Annotated in this window: 21 protein-coding genes; 9 read left to right on the forward strand and 12 right to left on the reverse strand. The window is 45.0% G+C overall.

Going from position 1 to position 19,414, the window contains the following annotated elements:
* Positions 1 to 75: 75 nt before the first annotated feature.
* The 8 genes from atpA to QUB52_RS21760 all read right to left on the reverse strand — a co-directional run bounded on the left by atpA (position 76) and on the right by QUB52_RS21760 (position 6,057).
* A complete protein-coding gene (gene atpA / locus QUB52_RS21725; protein WP_265233917.1) occupies positions 76 to 1,593 on the reverse strand; it encodes a F0F1 ATP synthase subunit alpha in 1,518 nt (505 codons plus the stop codon).
* 188 nt (positions 1,594 to 1,781) lie between these two features.
* On the reverse strand, positions 1,782 to 2,327 hold the full coding sequence (gene atpH, locus QUB52_RS21730) for an ATP synthase F1 subunit delta (RefSeq protein ID WP_332968033.1): 546 nt from the start codon (positions 2,325 to 2,327) through the stop codon (positions 1,782 to 1,784).
* A gap of 3 nt (positions 2,328 to 2,330) precedes the next feature.
* A complete protein-coding gene (locus QUB52_RS21735; RefSeq protein ID WP_265233915.1) occupies positions 2,331 to 2,858 on the reverse strand; it encodes a F0F1 ATP synthase subunit B in 528 nt (175 codons plus the stop codon).
* An 87-nt stretch (positions 2,859 to 2,945) separates the two neighbouring features.
* Positions 2,946 to 3,431 carry a F0F1 ATP synthase subunit B' gene (locus tag QUB52_RS21740; RefSeq protein WP_265233914.1) on the reverse strand — a complete coding sequence of 162 codons (486 nt, stop codon included), beginning with the start codon at positions 3,429 to 3,431 and terminating at the stop codon, positions 2,946 to 2,948.
* Between the two features lie 101 nt (positions 3,432 to 3,532).
* Entirely contained in the window at positions 3,533 to 3,778 is a 246-nt protein-coding gene (atpE, locus tag QUB52_RS21745; RefSeq protein WP_242717122.1) for an ATP synthase F0 subunit C, read from the reverse strand.
* Between the two features lie 128 nt (positions 3,779 to 3,906).
* Positions 3,907 to 4,665 (reverse strand): F0F1 ATP synthase subunit A, encoded by a 759-nt coding sequence (gene atpB / locus QUB52_RS21750; protein ID WP_265233913.1) that lies wholly within the window; start codon positions 4,663 to 4,665, stop codon positions 3,907 to 3,909.
* Between the two features lie 55 nt (positions 4,666 to 4,720).
* Positions 4,721 to 5,182: an ATP synthase subunit I gene (locus QUB52_RS21755; protein WP_265233912.1), complete on the reverse strand. Its 462-nt coding sequence runs from the start codon at positions 5,180 to 5,182 to the stop codon at positions 4,721 to 4,723.
* Positions 5,183 to 5,604: 422 nt separating this feature from the next.
* The gene (locus QUB52_RS21760) at positions 5,605 to 6,057 is read right to left on the reverse strand and encodes a nitrate reductase associated protein (RefSeq protein ID WP_332974727.1); all 453 of its coding nucleotides are present in this window, start codon (positions 6,055 to 6,057) and stop codon (positions 5,605 to 5,607) included.
* Positions 6,058 to 6,219: 162 nt separating this feature from the next.
* Here QUB52_RS21760 and moaA point away from each other — a divergent pair, with 162 nt between their 5' ends.
* The 3 genes from moaA (at position 6,220) to QUB52_RS21775 (ending at position 7,941) form a co-directional block, all read left to right on the forward strand.
* Complete coding sequence (gene moaA, locus QUB52_RS21765; RefSeq protein ID WP_332974726.1) at positions 6,220 to 7,209, forward strand: GTP 3',8-cyclase MoaA; 990 nt, start codon at positions 6,220 to 6,222, stop codon at positions 7,207 to 7,209.
* A gap of 88 nt (positions 7,210 to 7,297) precedes the next feature.
* Complete coding sequence (locus QUB52_RS21770; RefSeq protein ID WP_332974725.1) at positions 7,298 to 7,648, forward strand: type II toxin-antitoxin system RelE/ParE family toxin; 351 nt, start codon at positions 7,298 to 7,300, stop codon at positions 7,646 to 7,648.
* Positions 7,645 to 7,941, forward strand: coding sequence for a helix-turn-helix domain-containing protein (locus QUB52_RS21775; protein WP_332974724.1), 297 nt, complete (start codon positions 7,645 to 7,647; stop codon positions 7,939 to 7,941). The genes QUB52_RS21770 and QUB52_RS21775 overlap by 4 nt, the downstream gene beginning before the upstream one ends.
* Before the next feature lie 32 nt (positions 7,942 to 7,973).
* Here QUB52_RS21775 and QUB52_RS21780 read toward each other — a convergent pair whose 3' ends face one another.
* Positions 7,974 to 8,567 (reverse strand): Uma2 family endonuclease, encoded by a 594-nt coding sequence (locus tag QUB52_RS21780; protein WP_332974723.1) that lies wholly within the window; start codon positions 8,565 to 8,567, stop codon positions 7,974 to 7,976.
* A gap of 520 nt (positions 8,568 to 9,087) precedes the next feature.
* Here QUB52_RS21780 and QUB52_RS21785 point away from each other — a divergent pair.
* On the forward strand, positions 9,088 to 10,209 hold the full coding sequence (locus QUB52_RS21785; protein WP_332974722.1) for a hypothetical protein: 1,122 nt from the start codon (positions 9,088 to 9,090) through the stop codon (positions 10,207 to 10,209).
* Between the two features lie 386 nt (positions 10,210 to 10,595).
* A complete protein-coding gene (locus tag QUB52_RS21790) occupies positions 10,596 to 11,033 on the forward strand; it encodes a hypothetical protein (RefSeq protein ID WP_332974720.1) in 438 nt (145 codons plus the stop codon).
* A 151-nt stretch (positions 11,034 to 11,184) separates the two neighbouring features.
* Here the strand turns inward: QUB52_RS21790 and QUB52_RS21795 are convergent, their stop codons facing one another.
* Positions 11,185 to 11,430, reverse strand: coding sequence for a hypothetical protein (locus QUB52_RS21795; RefSeq protein WP_332974719.1), 246 nt, complete (start codon positions 11,428 to 11,430; stop codon positions 11,185 to 11,187).
* 88 nt (positions 11,431 to 11,518) lie between these two features.
* On the opposite strand from QUB52_RS21795, the gene QUB52_RS21800 reads away from it, so the two are divergent.
* Positions 11,519 to 11,662, forward strand: coding sequence for a hypothetical protein (locus QUB52_RS21800; protein ID WP_332968055.1), 144 nt, complete (start codon positions 11,519 to 11,521; stop codon positions 11,660 to 11,662).
* 75 nt (positions 11,663 to 11,737) lie between these two features.
* Here the strand turns inward: QUB52_RS21800 and QUB52_RS21805 are convergent, their stop codons facing one another.
* Complete coding sequence (locus QUB52_RS21805; protein WP_332974718.1) at positions 11,738 to 12,481, reverse strand: HepT-like ribonuclease domain-containing protein; 744 nt, start codon at positions 12,479 to 12,481, stop codon at positions 11,738 to 11,740.
* Positions 12,482 to 12,585: 104 nt separating this feature from the next.
* Positions 12,586 to 13,770 carry a class I SAM-dependent methyltransferase gene (locus tag QUB52_RS21810; protein WP_332974717.1) on the reverse strand — a complete coding sequence of 395 codons (1,185 nt, stop codon included), beginning with the start codon at positions 13,768 to 13,770 and terminating at the stop codon, positions 12,586 to 12,588.
* A 757-nt stretch (positions 13,771 to 14,527) separates the two neighbouring features.
* On the opposite strand from QUB52_RS21810, the gene QUB52_RS21815 reads away from it, so the two are divergent.
* The 3 genes from QUB52_RS21815 to QUB52_RS21825 form a co-directional block, all read left to right on the forward strand.
* Complete coding sequence (locus QUB52_RS21815) at positions 14,528 to 17,308, forward strand: phycobilisome rod-core linker polypeptide (RefSeq protein ID WP_332974715.1); 2,781 nt, start codon at positions 14,528 to 14,530, stop codon at positions 17,306 to 17,308.
* A 176-nt stretch (positions 17,309 to 17,484) separates the two neighbouring features.
* Positions 17,485 to 18,834 (forward strand): protein kinase domain-containing protein, encoded by a 1,350-nt coding sequence (locus QUB52_RS21820; protein WP_332974714.1) that lies wholly within the window; start codon positions 17,485 to 17,487, stop codon positions 18,832 to 18,834.
* A gap of 289 nt (positions 18,835 to 19,123) precedes the next feature.
* On the forward strand, positions 19,124 to 19,414 hold a 291-nt coding region (locus tag QUB52_RS21825; protein ID WP_332974713.1), incomplete at its 3' end, for a hypothetical protein.

Below are 19,414 nucleotides of genomic sequence, written 5' to 3' on the forward strand. Positions count from 1 at the left end.
TCATCAATCCTTAGTTACTTAACCAATAACTAATGACTGATGACTGATGACTAATGACTGATGACTAATGACTAATTACGCAGAAACCAAGAAACTTTGCTTGTATTCCGCAATGCCTTCTTTCAGCAGCTTCTCAGCTTCATCAGTCAAGGCCTTTCCGCCTTGAACGATTTCGCCGTACTTCGGCTTGCTAGTCCGCAAATAATCGCGCAAACCAACAGTAAACTTGGTGACTTTTTCCACAGCGATATCATCCATGTAGCCGTTAATACCGGCATAGATGATAGCCACTTGTTCGTTCATCGGCAGAGGCGAACTTTGGTCCTGTTTCAACAGTTCCCGCAAGCGTTGACCCCGCGCCAATTGATTCTGAGTAGCTTTATCCAAGTCAGAAGCAAACTGAGAAAATGCTGCCAGTTCTTCAAACTGCGCCAATTCCAATTTCACCTTACCGGCTACTTTTTTCATTGCCTTAGTTTGAGCCGCAGAACCTACCCGCGATACCGAAATACCGGGGTTTACTGCTGGACGCAAACCAGAGTTAAACAAGTCAGAAGAAAGGAAGATTTGACCGTCGGTAATCGAAATTACGTTGGTAGGAATGTAAGCAGAAACGTCGCCAGCTTGGGTTTCAATGATTGGCAAAGCTGTCATGCTGCCTTCGCCCAAATCGTCGCTCAATTTAGCAGCGCGTTCTAGCAAGCGAGAGTGCAGATAGAAAACGTCTCCAGGATATGCTTCACGACCCGGAGGACGGCGTAGCAACAAGGACATTTGGCGGTAAGCCTGTGCTTGCTTGGAAAGGTCATCGTAAATGACCAAAGTGTGCCGGCCTTTGTACATGAAATACTCGGCTAAGCTAGCACCAGTGTAAGGTGCTAAGTATTGCAGGGTGGCGGGGTCGCTAGCGTTGGCTGCTACGACGATTGTGTAGTCCATCGCGCCGTTTTCTTGCAAGACGTTGACGATGTTAGCTACTGTAGAAGCTTTTTGACCGATCGCCACGTAAACGCAAATTACGTTTTCCGATTTTTGGTTGATGATTGTGTCGATCGCGATCGCAGTTTTGCCTGTTTGGCGATCGCCAATAATCAATTCCCGCTGTCCTCTTCCCACTGGAATCATCGCATCAATAGCGGTAATCCCTGTTTGCATCGGTTCGTAAACAGAACGGCGAGAAACGATACCAGGTGCCGGAGATTCAATCAAGCGAGTCTCAGTAGTTTTAATTTCGCCTTTGCCGTCAATGGGACGCGCCAAAGCATCAACTACCCGTCCCAACATTGCTTCACCAACGGGAACTTCAGCAATTCTGCCAGTAGCAGTAACTGCGGAACCTTCTTCAATGCCGAGGCCTTGGCCCATCAACACTGCACCCACGTTATCTTGTTCGAGGTTCAGTGCGATGCCCACGGTGCCATCGGCAAATTCTAGCAATTCGCCGGACATAGCTTTATCCAAGCCATAAATCCGCGCAATGCCGTCGCCTACTTGCAAAACAGTACCGACGTTAGAGACTTTTACATCTTGGTCGTACTGTTCAATTTGCTGGCGAATAATGCTGCTAATTTCGTCAGGTCTGATTGCTGCCATGTTAATTATTATGTGTCAGTTGTCAGTTGTCAGTTGTCAGTTGTCGGTCGATGTTTTCCGCAAGTCAAGAATTGGGATTCGATCGCCAGGATGGGGAACTAACTAATCTCAAACACAAATTAATTCCCTCTTCCCTCTTCCCTCTTCCCTCTTCCCTCTTCCTTCTTCCTTCTTTCTTCTTCCTTCAATTAAGAATTCAAGCGAAGTCCCAGACGGCGCAATTGTCCCCGCAGGCTGGCATCAATTACTTGAGAGCCTACTTTGATTACCACACCGCCGATTAAATCTGCGTCAATTTTGGTTTCAATTTCTACGCTTCGAGCGCTGACCATCGCCTGCACCTTCTCGCGAACAGTCTGCTGTTGAGCATCTGAAAGCGGGACTGCCGATGTAACTTCAGCCAATACTGTTTGGTTGAGTTCTCGGAGCTTTGCCAAGTATTGTTGACCAATTCCTTCTAAAAAAAGAATTCTTCCTTTGTCTACTAACAGCTTCAAAAAGTTGTGCATCAAGGGGTTCATTTCTTCACCCGCTATTTGCTTAATCACGGCTTTTTTAGCATCAGCTTTAATCAGCGGATTAGCTAAAAATTGACGCAAATCTTCGGAACTTTCTAGTAGGCTAAGCAAAGAACGAATGTCTTCGCCGAACTTCTCTGAGAGATTGCTGGACTGAGCCAGTGACATCAAGGCAGATGAGTAAGGCTGTAAGACTGCTGTGCTAACGATACTCACTTTTTAGCCTCCCAGTAACGCAATGCTGCGATCGATTAAGTGGTTTTGGGCGTTTTCGTCCAAGCTAGCTTTTAACTGGCTTTCCACCTTTGCCATTGCCATTGATACGACAGCAGATCTCAGTTGGGCGATCGCTCTTTCGCGCTCCGCTTCCAACTCTTGACCTGCTGTTGCTTTCATGCGTTCAACTTCCTGCGCCGCTTGAGTTAGAATTGCTTCTTTTGCCTTCTTTGCGGTTTCTTCAGCCGTGGCACGAATTCGTGCCGCTTCTGCTTGTGCTTCAGTCAATTTTTGCTGTTGCTCTGATAGAGCTGCTGCTGCATCTTTTTGGCGTTTTTCTGCTTCTCTAATCGCCTCTTCGATGCCCGATCGCCTCTCAGTTAGGATTTTACCTAAAAAGCCGCGCCCGAAATAAAACAGCACTGCAATAATAATGACCAGGTTAATCAGATTGGTTTCTAAAATATCGAAATTGAAACCGAAACCACCTTCGCCGCTAGCTTCTGTGGCTAGCAATAAAACAGTCCCCATGATACTCTTCCATAATTGCGCGTGCAGATTTGGTGAACCGACGTTAAATTTAAGATTGCATCCACAATCTCAAACTTTTCGGTCTCGCTATTTGACCAGCGACGGCCCTAATAGCTTTTCGAGAATTTGGTGGCCCAGAGCATCTACTTGTTGCTCTAGCGAGCGCATAGCTTCTTGCTTTTGCTGCTCGATTTCTTGTCCTGCTTTTTCTCGCGCCACTTGAGCTTCTTGTTGAGCCTCAGCGACTTTTGCTGACCCAATTTTTTGAGCCTCAGCTTGAGCCGCAGCAATTACTGATTGAGACTGCTTGCGAGTTTCTCCCAGTTTATGCTCATACTCCTGCGCTAGTTGCTGAGCCTTTGCCAAGCGTTCTTTGGCTGCGATTTGGGTGTTCCGAATGTAATCAGCGCGATCGTCAATTGACTTGCTGAGCGGCTTGTAAAAAATTACATTCAAGACTGCGACGAGAATTAAAAACTGCACCGCCATCAGAGGCAGCGTAGCATCTAAATCAAACAGTCCCCCTTCCTTTGCCGCTTCTTCAACTGCTAGTAATACTGTCCAGTGCATCATGATTTTTTGACGGCTTCCATCTAATTCGCTTAATCGAATTTAGACTTGAGATTTTGGATTAGAATAACCCTCCAAAACCTCAAATCTAAAATTTCAAATTATTATGCGAAGGGGTTGGCAAACAATAGCACTAGGGCTACGACCAAACCATAAATTGTCAACGCTTCCATAAACGCCAAACTCAACAGCAAGGTGCCGCGGATTTTGCCTTCTGCTTCAGGCTGACGAGCAATACCTTCTACAGCTTGACCTGCTGCATTTCCTTGACCAATACCAGGGCCGATTGCGGCTAAACCTACTGCCAAAGCGGCGGCGATTACGGAAGCGGCGGCAACTGTTGAATCCATGATGATTTTCCTTATCTAAAGTACAAAATTGAGAACAGAAAGTCTACAGAATTGTCCGATGTCACGGCAGTAATTTTGAGGAGAGAAAATTTTATTTTCCTCTTTCATCCTGTGCCATTTGTCGTTAGTTAATCGTGATGTTCTTCGCCGTGACCGCCTTCTAGAGCTTCACCAATGTAGGCTGCGGCCAAGGTAGCAAAAATCAAAGCTTGAATTGCACTCGTAAATAGTCCCAGAACCATCACTGGCAAAGGAACAAATAAAGGCACTAGCAACACTAGCACTCCGACCACCAATTCGTCAGCAAGAATGTTGCCAAACAAACGGAAACTCAGAGACAGAGGCTTAGTGAAATCTTCTATGATTTTGAACGGCAGCATGAAAGGCACCGGTTCCACATAGTGGGCAAAATACCCCAAGCCACTTTTGCTGAGACCTGCATAAAAATATGCGAGAGAAGTCAGCAGTGCAAATGCTACAGTCGTGTTGATGTCAGCGGTAGGAGCTCCCAATTCGCCTGATGGCAGCTTAATCAGCTTCCAAGGAATTAGAGCGCCAGACCAGTTTGACACAAAGATGAACAGAAATAATGTACCAATAAACGGTACCCAAGGGCGATATTCTTTTTCACCAATTTGGTTTTTAGCCAAGTCCCGAATATATTCCAGCGCATACTCCATAAAATTTTGCATTCCGCTGGGAATTCTTTGGATTTTGCTGGTTCCTAAAAGGGAAACTATGACTAAAACAGCAATTACAAACCACGAGGTTATAAAAACTTGCCCGTGAACTTTGAGACCGCCAAGTTGCCAGTACAATTGCTGGCCAACTTCCAATTTGGCGAGGGGGAAACGATTAAAGGTGTTTAGAACGTCAAGCATTGCCATTCAACGGGCTTCCCCATACAAATCGATGAGTTGAGTTGTGCTCTTCTTCCCTGATCTACCTGTAGTCTAGTGCTAATGCACTTCGGATCACGTAAACCATCAGCGCAGCTTTGTAAGTCAGAAATCCCAAAAATATCGGTAAAATCTGTAGCTGATTCCACTGTGTTCCTACTATCATCACCGCGAAAAACAGACCTAACCTGGTCTTGCTGATGCGTTGATTTTCGCTGCCGATTCGTTCAACATCTCTAGCCAACATCTTTAAGTAAACCACACCTGTGCTTGCCCCTAGCAAATAGTTGAGGGCAATGTTGAGTGAGTAAAAAATCCAAACGGAGATAAAAATAATCGCCGTAAAAGCAAGGGTATATGCCAACAACTCTTGTTGGAGGCGATAAAAATCTTGCATGGGATTGCTTGTCTCGGACGATGCTGTCGAGACTGTCTCGACAGTGCCAGCTTGAGGAATATCCTCGTTGGCTGGTGTGGGTTCGGTGGGTGTGTTTTGCGTGTTCACGAAGCTTAGAAACTAATGCAGGTAGCAGGCGAGTGCTTTGCAAACTCATGAAGAATCATACCACGCTGCGGTAACAATACTTAAAATAAAATTAATTATATTTTGGGAATTTGGTGTCGGGCGATTCGGAAATCTTCACTGGTTAAATGTCCGATCGCCCTTTCTCCACATCTCCCACCGCCCGATCGCACTTTCTCGCACATTGGTCTCAGGATATCTCACTAAGTAAACCTCACTTAGTGAGATACTCAGAGGTCGATCGGGCAAATCCATTAAGTTAAGATGAGGAGGGCGGGTTTAGCCTGCATAAACTGCCTGATGGCATAGATCTCGGCTAAACCCGCCCCTATAAGATATTATGGGTTTTTCCGCCGATCTACTTAGCTGACTCTGCGCCCTGTCCGGTCAAATAAAACCCGATCTCATTCAATCACCTTAAACTCTTGCAGCGCCGGGATGAAGTTTTTATTCTCGTGGCTCGATCGACTAAGCTTAATTAAAGCAAATCGCTCGATCGCGTCCAAAGCCTTCCATTGTGCCAAAGTAATAGTCAAATCAAACTCTTGGGCTTTGGCTGTCACAGATTCTGGTATGGTTGCAGCATCCATCCAGGGCGGATTTAGGTCGATCGCCAAATCAGTTCCAGATTTACCAGTATGTTTGATTAATACTTGGTTTAGCTGTTCTCGATATTCGATAATTTCTGCACTTGTCAAACAAGGAAGCTCTACAATTGTTTGGCGTTCTGTTTGAGTAAAATGATTCCAGTCTTGCAACTTGAGTTTAATGCCACAAGTATCTAACTTGAGGCGTACTTGCATTGGAATGCAGCGCAGCGCTTCTACAAAATCGGCTTCAAATTTAAAGAATGTCATAAATATATGGATTTGCCAATTAGATTTTTATTAACCGCAGAGGGCGCAGAGAGCACAGAGTAAGAGAAGAGAGAGAAATCGATGCTGTTTTTTTGCTTTCTATCAATAATTGCAGAAAATTGAATCAGGATTTATACTTAGGTAATATTATACAGTATTGACATGAATCCCGTAGACTACCTTCGGATTAGCTTGATAGACCGCTGCAACTTCCGCTGTCTCTACTGTATGCCAGAAGGTAGCGAGTTGGACTATGTATTGCAGCAGCAGTTGTTAACCCACTCGGAATTGCTAACTCTGCTGCGGGAAGTTTTTATACCCGTGGGATTTACCAAGTTTCGCTTGACAGGAGGGGAACCGCTGCTGCGGCCTGGGGTGGTGGAGTTGGTAAGGTCGATCGCATCTTTTCCCGAAACGCGAGATTTGTCAATGACAACCAACGGATTTTTGCTCGCGGGAATGGCGGAAAATCTCTACAATGCTGGTTTGCGCCGGATTAATATTAGTTTGGATTCCTTGGAACCGGAGACTTTTGACAAGATAATTGGTAGTCGCGGACGTTCTCGGTGGAAGCAAGTTTGGGAGGGAATTCAAGCGGCTTATGAAGCAGGATTTGACCCGCTGAAATTGAATGTGGTGGTGATTCCGGGCGTGAATGACGGCGAAATATTGCAGTTGGCAGAGTTAACAATTAATCGCAATTGGCACGTTCGTTTTATTGAGTTTATGCCGATCGGGAATGGCGACTTATTTGGCGACAAAGGTTGGGTAGCATCAGCCGAATTGCGGCAACAAATTGATCAAAAATACGGGTTAGCCGAGTCGGGAGTGCGCGGAAACGGGCCGGCGGATGTGTTTCAAATTCCGGGGGCGAAGGGTACTTTAGGATTTATTAGTCAGATGTCTGAGTGTTTTTGCGATCGGTGCAACCGGATGCGTTTGTCTGCTGACGGGTGGCTGCGGCCTTGTCTGCTGAACGAAACGGGGCAAATTGATTTGAAAACTGCTTTACGGAATGGGGTGTCTACGGTTGAATTGCGCGATCGAGTGCGGGAAATATTAGAGATTAAACCGGAGATTAATTTCAAACAGCGGGATTCGGGAACTACTCAAGGAAATTATAGTCGCACCATGTCTCAAATCGGTGGGTGAACTAAATGACCCAGAGCGCTGAAGACATAAAATACTTAAGGCAATACTTGAGTATAATTGTCACAGTATTCGATTCTCAACAAACTCGATGACCATCAAACCGATTCGGTGGGTTGGCCCTGCCCGCGAAGAAATCCAATCTCTTCCTGAAGATGCCCGAAAAGAAGCTGGTTTTTCACTTTGGACTCTCCAGCAGGGCATACAACCACTAGACTTTAAACCGATGTCAATCGTAGGCAAAGGCGTTGAAGAAATTCGTATTCGGACAGAAAATGCGTATCGGGTTTTCTATATTGCTAGATTTGAAGAAGCTATTTATGTACTCCATGCCTTCCAAAAGAAAACTCAGAAAACAGCCAATAAAAATATCGAAGTGGGGCAGAAACGCTACCAACAGTTGTTACAAAATCGCTTAAACTCAAGAGAACCAGAACAATGAGCGAAAATACTATTACCCAAGCAGCCGATAATATCTTTCTAGACCTCGGATTCTCAGCCGAAGAAGCTGATAACTTACTAATCCGATCGCAATTAATGCTTGCCCTGATCCATCAAATTAAAGAGCGCGGTTGGACGCTCGATCAAACGGCTCAACATCTCCAACAGTCCAACGATCGAATCAAAGCTCTAACTCAAGGTAAAATTGGGCAGTTTTCCGTTGACATTCTGATTGCAATGCTCAACAAAGTAGGCATGACTGTTAAAGTCGAAATTTGTCCCAAGGTAGCTTAGGCGAAAATTAGGCGATTTGGCGCATTCTACCACTAAAAATCTCCTCCCAAGACTTGTCCTGCTGTCAAATTCAACTGCGGAAATGTCGGAGAAATAAGTGCTTGTGCCCCTTGAAATACTCCAACTTCCACATACTCGCCAGATTCTAGTCGGAGTACCGTTATCATCTGTTCTTGAGGGTCAACAATCCAATATTCAGGGATGTTGCGCGCGGCATATTGCGATCGTTTGCTAATATAATCGCGATCGCGCCCAACTCTACCGGGACTAACTACCTCAACTACCAACTGAGGGGGTGGCATATCAAGGGTGACGGTTAGCCTAGATGCTGTCAGCAAGATGTGTTCGGGCCGCAAAACCACCAAATCGGGGTAACGGTTAGCTGCGTCGCCCTCGCGCAGGATCGGCACCTGGATTTCGCACATATGTGTTCTGATCAGCATGAGTGGGACGAACCCGCTACTAGCCAGGGTGAATAGTAGATAGTTAGCGATGAAATTGTTGGGGCCCGATTCTGGCGGCAATGTTATTAACTCTCCGTTAATTAGTTCGTAGCGGTTGTCGGTGTCATCCTCATAGGTGAGGTATTCTTCAAAGGTAAGTTTTTGTTTGTGGGCTTGTATCATCTTTTACCTTCCAGGATTGCTATTGTTATTAAAATACTTACACATCCGAGGGAAGTGGCTGCCGCAGTGATTTTCATTGAATTAACAAGCTGGTTAGCACTGTCCGATCGACACGGGGCGATCGTCTCGACATCTCCGACACTTGGCACGGCTGCCACGGCTCCAAAATTGCACCATATAGCGCGGTGTGGGTGAGTTTGAGGTAGATTGAATGGTGAGGACTGCCACGGCTGACACAATTGCACCTAACCACGGTTGGAGCGGTGGGAGTGTTGCGGGTCTAGTGCGCTCGCTCGGAGCGATCGGACTGTTGCCAGTGTGGGAGCCGTGGCGCTCTAGCTTTTTTGCGTCACAGGTGCGAGTTACAACAGTAAGTTTTTTTAAACTAAAATCGACAGAAAACCCGCTACGGTTAGGGTGTAGAGGGTTTAAGAGGATTAAAGGGTTTACGTCAAGATATAGAATTACAATATGTTTTAAGTGCTGTCTCTATTTACTTTTCACAATTTGTTTACATTCTATGATGTTAAATTCTCTTTTAATTCTTCCAGAAAACAACTTAATATCATTTCCCGAAAATAACTTAACATCAACTGTTCTCAAAAATGGTAATTTTTTAAGAAATAAAATTAATGTTTTAAGCGATAACAAAATCACTGAAGAAGCTATTCAATTAAACCTTTTTGACTTTGATATTCAGCAAAAAAGTTTAATTGATAATAAGTTGTATTATACCCAAACAGAAAATTTTATTAATTTGTTAATAGATGTGGAGGCTATATATTTTGATCGTACAACAAATAGTTTCCAATTTCAGCCATTTATAGAATGTCGCAACACTACCCAAAAATCAGTGATGATAAGCCTACTTTTGGGATACACAATAGAAGGAATGGTTGTAAGAGAATGTAATAGTGATGTAAGAAAAAATGCTAAGTGGGCTAATATCGCACGGTTTTTTAGAGAAGACAAAAATACTTGTATTAGCTTATTAAAACAAATTTTTTACCATCCTTTTTTGGAAACCCCAAATAATTATCATGCGATAGGAACAGGTTTAGCAACAACAAAAAACACACCATGTTTTACAGGATGGTACTCTCGGCAGAGTGATAGAGATATATGCTGGATTGATAGCGCGACAAAAGTAAAAGAATTAGGTGTTCTTAACAATATAACTACTGGAAAACTAAAAAATGCTGGAATTCAACTGAAGGTAAGCACGAATAACAATGGTAGCTATGTCACTCAATATTTTAAAAATCAGTCCGTTCACCGTCTTTACCCTGTTGTTTATTTTGACTTAGGCGATGATTTTTATAAAGTTAAAAAGAATTTACTTAACCTCTCGGCATCTGATGTAAAAACAAATTCTTTATTCAGTGATAATGTCGAATTTTCGGAAAAGTTTTCAAGGTCTGATATTGTTGATATGATGTTGTATCGAGGTCGAGATGTAGATAAGTCTCTACACGACGAACTTTTGTATTATAAATATATTTTTTCTAAGTTAGCATTTGGTAAAATTAAATTAATGGATTTGATAAATAATGACAAAGTAATTTATGGCTTGACTATCGATTATGCAGTAAAAAATGTTGTTTGTAATAGTCCCCTAATCACCATTCCTTATATCTCATGAACTATGTAACTGCAAAGGTTGCAGAGTTTAGGCGGGGAAATGTGAGTTTTCCCGCCTAGCTTGTTTTTATAGGTGTTTGAGGCTGTAAATCAGGTTATACTCTTATCCTGATTTAACTGGTTCCCAGGCCTGAGCCTGGGAACCGAGATCCAGAGGCTATGCCTCGCTAACGGATAAAAATAAAAACAGGAGGCAGAGCCTCATGGAATGTGTTCGGACTGTCGCACTGGTACGGCTGGCATGATTGGCAAGTTTGGCGATCGTTTCGCTGGCACGGTCGGAACGGTGGGAGTGTTGGTAAGGTTGGAGCGGTTGCGGGTCTAGCTTTTTTACGTTAAACCTTCAGGTGTATAGGGTTTTTTGGTCAGGTGAGGTATATCGTTCTTATGTTTAAAAATCTTTTGATTGGTCTAATCTCTACTGCCGGAGTTTTCTTTCCTTCTTTTTCTGGTGCGAGCGTCGCTACTCCGTTGCTCCAAGTTCAAAATCCCAACACATATCCAGAGGCTGACAAAAATGGAGACTACCGCATTGTCAACGGAAATAGTGGAGTCATGCCTTGGGTGTGGGAAGCGGTAGATCCAGAAGGTTTGAATGTTCGTTGTCAAGATAGGACTGGTCAAAGTAACCGATTGGATCAGCTTGATTTGCCCGTTGATAGAGTTATGCCACCTGGAGAAAGATTTGATACTGTTGGAATTTCTCTTGACCGACGGGGAAAACCTTGGCTATGGGTTGGTACTTCATTCAGTCGATTTCGCTGCTGGGTTAGAGCTAATACAAATTACGTCCGACCGATTCAAAGAATTAATCGCAACCTATAGCTTTTTTTGTTGGTCTTATTAACTGGTTCCCAGGCTAAGGCCTGGGAACCGAGATCCAGAGACTCTGCCTCGCTAGCGGATAAAAACAAAAACAGGAGGCCGATCCTCATGGAATGTGTTCCCAAGCTCTAGCCTGGGAACGAGCAAACACCTACGCTTTGCGCTTCCGACGGCGAATCAGCACACTCATCACTTGCTTCGGATTAGCTGCACGCTGTACGGGACTCCAATCGCCAACTTCGGCAAATCCCAGCCGGTACAAGGTGAGTATGGTTTCCCTGACACCCTTGGGCGAACCTGTCACCGTTACACACACCACATCCTGTTCGGATTCTGCTGCTGAGTCGTCATTTGGTCGTGCAAATTGGTTGTCGTCAGGCAAGAATTCCTGTGACATAATATGTTCTCCTGGTTTTGGGTTTTCTAGAAAAACCCAAAAACCCAGCCGCCCCGCATTTCAACGCATAGCAGGGCGGCTACAGAGAATGTTAAGATACTCCGTTAGCCTCCAGACTGCTTGTATCAGTTTGGCGGTTAGCTGTCCATTGCTGTTACCAGCAGCTTTGGGCAGTGCAACTAGATTTTTGGGCGACGCGGGCTACTTCCTCTACAAGCAAAGCAACCTCTAATTTCAAAGCGTATCCACATTTGGGGGCCTCTGTCAATCCCTTTGGGATTTGGATTGGAGGATTTATGCCACGGATTCAATCAGGTAATTCCACACCTGGCGGCAGCGGTGGTAGCAACAACTCTAACTGGCTTAGCAAACCTGGCAACACTGTGACAATGATATTCCAGAGAGTGTCTGGCTCCACGCGATCGTACCGATGAGCAATGATATTCCGCAAATTAATAATATTGCGCCAATCAATATCATCATTAGCTTGACGGAATTCCTCCGAAATTCTCCTAGCAGCCTCGCCGAGAATTTCAAACTCTCTTTCAACAGCCCGCTGCACCATCCTATTTACTCGGTATTCTGCACAGGACAAGCTAGTGGTAAACTCCATTATTTGCTTAATTGCCTCTATCATATCCCAGAGGGCAGCCTGATTTCTATTGTCTGCTTGCATAGTTAGATTTGCTGGTTTAATTGAAAAGTACAAACTGGAAATACTGCGATTTTTAGAGTAGATGATGTGACAAGTACGCAGGATTTCTGTTCGACTAAAAGGGTTATTTATCTGTTGTTTCTGAGTTAAATCTACGTCGCGCCCCAACATCGTTTCTAATTGTTCTTGCATTTGAAAAAAGTCGAAAAGATTCCAGCAAATGTTGGGGGCAAAGCTTGCTAAAATGTCTATATCGCTATCGGGACGGAAGTCATCTCGCAGGATTGAACCGAATAATGCTAATTCAATAATATTCCAGCGATGGCAAAATTCGGCTATCTGTGAGGGCGATGCCTGAAGACGTTCTTTGACTACGGTTGGAAATTGAAAAGTCATGGGATTTTGGATTTTACTCACATTTTTCACCATTTTCAAGAACAGGCAAGATGCCTGTTCCACAAAAATCTAATTTGATTGTGGGGTGGGCATCTTGCCCGCCCTTAGATTTTACCGGGTGTTAGCAAAATGAGCTGTTTGGATAAGATCGATCGCACTTCATCCAGTCCAATCTCGACATCCGCCAAAATCTCCCCTACAGTTCCGGTATTGCAACCTTGCAAAAACTTAAATTCAGCACTTGACAAATTGATTAATTGGTAGTTGCAATCAAACACTTGATCGCTCGGCCAACCGTGCATACAACCACTCAACTCTGGAATTGCCGCCAACAGTGCCTTGTCGTCCGACCAATCAATCTTATTAACAGGCTTTTTGCCCAAGAAAAACTCGTAATGAGTGATTTCTGTATCCAACAATTCAATTAATCGATAAAGCTCCCGTTCCGTCAAGCCTTTCGCTCTTTCTATCAATTCCGGCGCTTTGCCCAAAAGTCGCTCTAACTGCCAATATCCCGGATTAGAAAAACCGAGAAATTCCAATCCCGAAGCGTCAATTAACTCGAACAAAGTCTCGATATTGTAGTCAATTTCCTGCGGGTGAACGTACATATCCGCAAAACATTCGTCCCGCTGATTTTCTCCCGCCCAACGCTGTTTTTCGTACTTGACAAGACGGTTGTTTTCTGGTAAAGAAGCAAAGATTTGACGGCCGACTTTGACTCCATCGGGATAGTCGCCTTTGTGGTTTCCTTGCAGAAGTGCGATCGCCCTTTGCATCAATTGAATCTCCCAGCGTCCGAGCTCAGCATACACAAAAATGTGCATCAAACCGCCGCTTGCCAACTTCGTCGCCAGCGCTTGAATGCCCCGAATCGGATCGGGCAAATGGTGCAGCACGCCCACACAGTTGATCAAATCAAACTCCCCTTCGAGTCGATCGGCATCGTAGATGCTGAGATGGCGAAAATCGGCTTCGCGCGCGCCGGATCGCCGACAGCGTTCTTGTGCTACATTCAAAGCACCCGAACTAAGGTCGATCGCCGTTACCGACGCTTCAGGATTGAGGTGAATCAGATAATCCGTGCTCGAACCAGTACCACAGCCAGCATCTAAAATCCGAATATCGAGTTTTGGCGGCTTTTGGCCGGTGCAAAAATTGTAAGCATCAGGCCAACTCCAGCGCCAGTTATAACCTGGTGGTGGTTCATCCGACAAGGGATCGGGTGGGAAAGGGAAAGTATCGTAGAGTCGCCGCACGGCAGCACTGATATCAGGCGTAGTATCCATAGTTGAGGCAATCTTTGCGTGAGTGTTGAGATTAGTTATCAGTAGCTTCGGGAGCATCCCGATGAGTGTAAAAAGCGTTTTTTCGGACTGCGAGCGGGACGCTCGCTTACCTGAAGAACCTCGCTCCGAGCGCTGCTACGCGGTACACTCCTCTTGCTTCGTTACTTGCAATGGGAGTGTCGGGAACGAGTTGGGCCAGCCTCAAACAGAGGGAGCAGGCGATCGACTAACCCCTGAGAGCCAAGCACTGACAGCTTTCGCGTAATAAAACTTATCATTTTTTCTCATATACGCTCTCTTAAATCTATACAATAAGTCTCGGCAGGCTTTTTAACAAACAAGGACTGTCAATCACCCACCGCTGAGCTTTCGGGTAAAGCGGAAGCATCTTTCGGCAGAAAGTAAAAGACCCAGAAAAAGGCAGAAGAAAATTTTGGATTTTCTTTTTCCTTAATTGACGGCACTGGCTGCGATCGCCCACTCGTCAACTCTCCTGCCGAGTTTTTTGTTTTACGGGTGTACGGGCGAGGCAAGCGCAGAGGGATTTCCCCGCGCCTGTCTTCGGGTCGGACATTTCCCGGCAGGAAGAAAGATGAAACCAAAACATTTTAATCTAAGAAAGTAAGCGCCCGAACCTCGTGACAGGTCAAGGCAAAAAGTAAACAAAGCAAAATACCTAGTTGTACCTGCATCAGAAGGCAAGGTTAGTCTGGGTAAATGCTGCAACGATAATTTAGATAGGGAGCGAAAGAGTCTAATGACTGTAAAAGCAAGTGGTGGAAGCTCAGTTGCACGTCCGCAACTATATCAAACTGTACCAGTCGCAACGATTTCGCAAGCTGAACAGCAAGACCGCTTCCTACAGCGGGGCGAACTCAGCGAACTAGCAACTTATTTCAGTTCCGGTGCTCTTCGGATCGCAATCTCTGAAACACTGACTAGGAATTCGGAACTGATCGTATCCCGCGCGGCTAACCGGATTTTTACCGGCGGTTCTCCGCTGGCATTTTTGGAAAGACCAGCAGAACCAGTGATGGCTATGGCTGGCGCGACTCGCGGCGGTTCGGAGAATGTCTCTGAAGGCATGAAACTGGGAACTGTTACTTACGTTGAAGGTCGCGCAGGTGGCGGCGGCGGCAAAGGCTCAGGTGGCGGCGGATTATTGGGCTTGGGAAATCTGTTTTCTACTAACGGTGGCAATAACGGCCCCATCCCAGCAGGTTTTCAGCCGATTAATGTCTCGCGCTATGGGCCGAGCAACATGACTAAATCCCTGCGGGATTTAAGCTGGTTTTTGCGCTACATTACCTACGCAATTGTCGCTGGCGACCCGAACATTATTTCGGTGAACGTGCGCGGATTGCGGGAAATTATCGAAAATGCTTGCTCTTCGGCGGCTACAATTGTGGCAATGCAGGAAATGAAGGCTGCATCCTTGGGTTATTTCAAGAATGATGAGGCCGGACGCGCGATCGTCGCACAGTATTTCGACGTAGCCATTACCGAATTCAAAGCTCCCACACCTTCAGACAAGGTGCGCCAGCGCGAAACCAAGGATCAACAAGGGCTACAACTGCCTCAAATCTATTTCAACGCTGCTGAGAGACGATCGAAATTCGCGATGAAAACCGGTCTGTCGTCAGGCGAAAAGCAAGAAATAGTCAAAGCAGCTTACCGCCAAGTATTCGAGCGCGACATTACCCGCGCTTACAGCCAAAGCATTTCTGACCTGGAATCCAAGGTCAAAAACGGCGAAATCTCGATGAAAGAGTTTATCCGCCGATTGGGTAAATCTCCTCTGTACCGCAAGCAATTCTATGAACCGTTTGTCAACAGCCGCGCTGTAGAACTTGCCGCTCGCCACTTCCTCGGCCGCGGTTTGAGCTCGCGTGAGGAATTTAGTAAGTATTTTGCGATCGTCACTAAAGGCGGCCTGGCAGCCCTCGTAGACGCAATGGTTTATTCCCAGGAATATTCCGACTACTTCGGCGAAGAAACAGTGCCTTACCTGCGCGGTTTGGGCCAAGAAGCTCAGGAATGCCGCAACTGGGGCCCGCAAATTGATTTGTTCAATTTCAGCGCTCCGTTCCGCAAGGTTCCTCAGTTCATCACCTTGTTTGCCGGCTACAACCAGCCGCTACCAGACCAGCACGTTTACGGCGTTGGTAACGACCCCTTAGAAATTCAGTTCGGCGCGATTTTCCCGAAAGAAACTCGCAACCCCAAGAGCCGTCCCGCTCCCTTCGGCAAGGACACCCGCCGCATCCTGATCCGTCAAGGTGCAGGTATTGAAAACCAACTCAGCAACCCGGATGCCCGTGGCAAGGCTCCCGGCTCTCTCGGCCCCAAGGTCTTTAAATTAGACCAGCTCCCCGGTGGTTACACATCTAATAAAAAATCAATTCGCGGTGTGTCAGCAAGCAGCTACAGCAGTGCTTCCAGTGTCAAATTTACCGAAAGCTCCACCCAAGCGGTGATTCGGGCTGCTTACCTGCAAGTGTTTGGTCGCGATGTTTTCGATGGCCAGCGCCAAAAGGTGGCGGAAATTAAGCTGGAAAACGGCGATATTCCGATGCGCGAGTTTATTCGGATGTTGGCGAAGTCTGATGTGTTCCGCAATATGTACTGGAGCAAGCTCTACGTTTGTAAGGCGATCGAGTACATCCACCGCCGACTCCTGGGACGCCCTACCTACGGCCGCCAGGAAATGAACGCTTACTTTGACATTTGCGCCAAGAAGGGTTTCTACGCGCTGGTCGATGGCATCATGGATTCTCTGGAGTACAACGAAGCTTTCGGGGAAGATACTGTCCCCTACGAGCGCTACGTGACTCCGGCTGGTTTGTCGATGCGGACGATGCGATCGAGTTCCTTTGGTGAGAAAAAGGTCAACGTTGAGCTGGCGACAGAAACACCTCGGTTTATCGAACTTGGTGTTGCGAGCAATCTCGGCGATATCGAGTTGGAAAATCGCCTCGTTCAAGGTGTCAGCAAGCGGCGCGAACAAACTAAGGTGTTCAAGCTGACTGGAACTCAAGACAAAGTAGCTTTGAAAACTTTAATTCAAGCTGCTTACCGTCAAGTTTTTGAGCGCGACATGAATGCGTATGTGAAGAATGAATTCACGGCGCTGGAAAGCAAACTGGGTAACAATGAAATCAATCTCAAGGAGTTCATTGAGTCTTTGGGTTGCTCGCCACTGTACGTGAAACAGTTCTACGCACCTTATCCCAATACTAAGGTGATTGAGTTGGGAACCAAGCACTTCTTGGGCCGCGCTCCTCTTAATCAAGCGGAGATTCGGACGTACAACCAAATCTTGGCAAGTAAAGGGATTAAGGGCTTTATCAACGCGATGTTGAGCACTGTTGAATATGCGGAGGCGTTTGGCGAGGATACTGTTCCTTACCGCCGCTTCCCGACTCTGCCTGCTGCCAATTTCCCGAATACTGAACGGCTGTACAATCAGTTGACTAAGCAGAATGCTGATGTTGTGGTTCCGAGCTTTGAGCCTGCGGCTGTTACTGACAGAAGCTAGATTGTTTTGAGGTTTGAGATGTGAGATTGTTGTGAATCTAACATCTCAAATTAGTTGAAGGGCTGGTGTAATTGCTAGCCCTTTTTTTATAAGATATTCACTTTGGGCGATAGAGGTCGCGGAGGATTGTGATTTGGTAGTAAGAGACTGGATATCGTCTCTTACTACCAAAATTTTTGAGTATTTCCTCTAATACTTTGTGGTTAATAAAACTGACTGGTAAGGTTAGGAAAATGATTGGTACAACACTGCAAGATCGCTATCTCATTAAAGAAAAATTAGGTTCGGGTGGTTTTGGCGAAACTTATCTAGCCGAATCCCCACAAAAACTCTCGGTTCCTCACCATAAATGCGTTGTTAAACTGCTAAAATCTAACAGAAAAGACGATTCAGATATGGTTGGCCGTTTTAAGCATGAAGCTGAAATTTTAATAACGCTTGGTAAGGAGCATGACCAAATTCCCAAGTATATCGATTATTTTGAAGAAAATCAAGACTTTTATATTGTTCAGGAGTATATTGAAGGACACGACCTGAGCAACGAAATCACTGTCGGTAAACCCTGGAGTGAGGATGAGGTGATCGAACTGTTGCAAGGGGTGCTGAAAGTGCTGGCTTATGTACATGAGCAGGGTGTAATTCATAGAGATATCAAGCCCAGCAACATTATGCGACGATATTCAGATCATAAGCTAATCCTAATTGACTTTGGTGCTGCTAAAGAAGTGATTCCTGGGATAGAGAATATCTCCAGCACAATTGAGATTGGTACTCTCTCTTATATGCCGATTGAACAAATTGATGGCAACCCACAGTTGGCAAGTGATATCTATAGTTTAGGACGAATGGCAATCCAAGCTCTAACAGGGTTAGCAGTTGATCGAATTCCCAAACATAGTTGGTGCGAGCAGGTCAATGTCAGCAAATGGTTAGCGGATATTTTGGCCAAAATGGTACGGTATGATTTCCGCCACCGCTACAGAGATGCAACTGAAGCATTAAACGCCTTAAAACAGACTACAGCAGAATTAGAACCCCTGGATAATTTACCAGTACCATTTCAGGAATCTGGTAAGTGGGGCTATGAAACTCGGACAGGTGAGGTAGTAATTCAGGCTCAATTTAATTCAGCGCAAAAATTTTCCGAAGGGCTGGCAAGAGTTGGGCTAGGTTATAATGTTGGCTATATCGATCAAACAGGCAAAATAGTTATCGACCCTAAATATTTATGGGGTGGCAAATTTTGTGAAGGGCTAGCAAGGGTAAGAAATGTTAATAAAACTTTTGGTTACATCAATAAACAAGGTAATCCAATCAATAAACAGCAATTAGACGGGGGTTTAGACTTCGGTGAAGGATTCGCCCCTGTCATGATAAATAATAAGTGGGGCTACATGGCTCAGAATGGTGAGATAGTTATCAAACCACAGTTTGATGAGGCTGAAAAATTTTATAACGGGTTAGCAAGGGTGAGAAATGGTTGGCACTCGCACACTATTGACAAAGCGGGTAATTTGATTGATTAGTCTGTAAAAATTAAGAAGTTTTCACATTTTCAAGAGTTCCTCAATCATCATAAAATTCCAAGGGGAATGAACAACTATGGCTGGACTGATGAGAAAGTATAAACGAACTCATATTAATCAAGTTTTAGACATATTCAAAACAGTAGTAATTGGATTGGCCTATACTTGTGTCCATAATTAGGATGCCGATGCAGTGATAGCGATCACAGATGAGAATGATTGCGATTTTGTTGCTATAGCGTCGGCTGTGGTATAATGGAGTTTGTCTCGCACGTTGACTCAAAATATTATGTACACAAAGTTTTTATTAATGCTTGGATCTAGCTTGTTAGTTTGTGCTTTAAGTGCATATGGAAATTATAATAAAACACAAAATACTGCCGAACATTCTAATATATCAAACTCAACAAATATTCCCAGTTTTGTAAATACTTCTAATTCAACTTTAACATTCTCTTCCAATTCTACAATTGTTGCATCAAATAATGTAAAATTAACGGGTAAGGGTAGTGATAAATATGTAGTGATTAGATATTCATTGGCTCAAAACATAGTTGTAATGATGGATAAAATACCAAAT

The sequence above is a fragment of the Microcoleus sp. A6-C6 genome (assembly GCF_036705955.1).
Taxonomy (GTDB): Bacteria; Cyanobacteriota; Cyanobacteriia; order Cyanobacteriales; family Microcoleaceae; genus Microcoleus.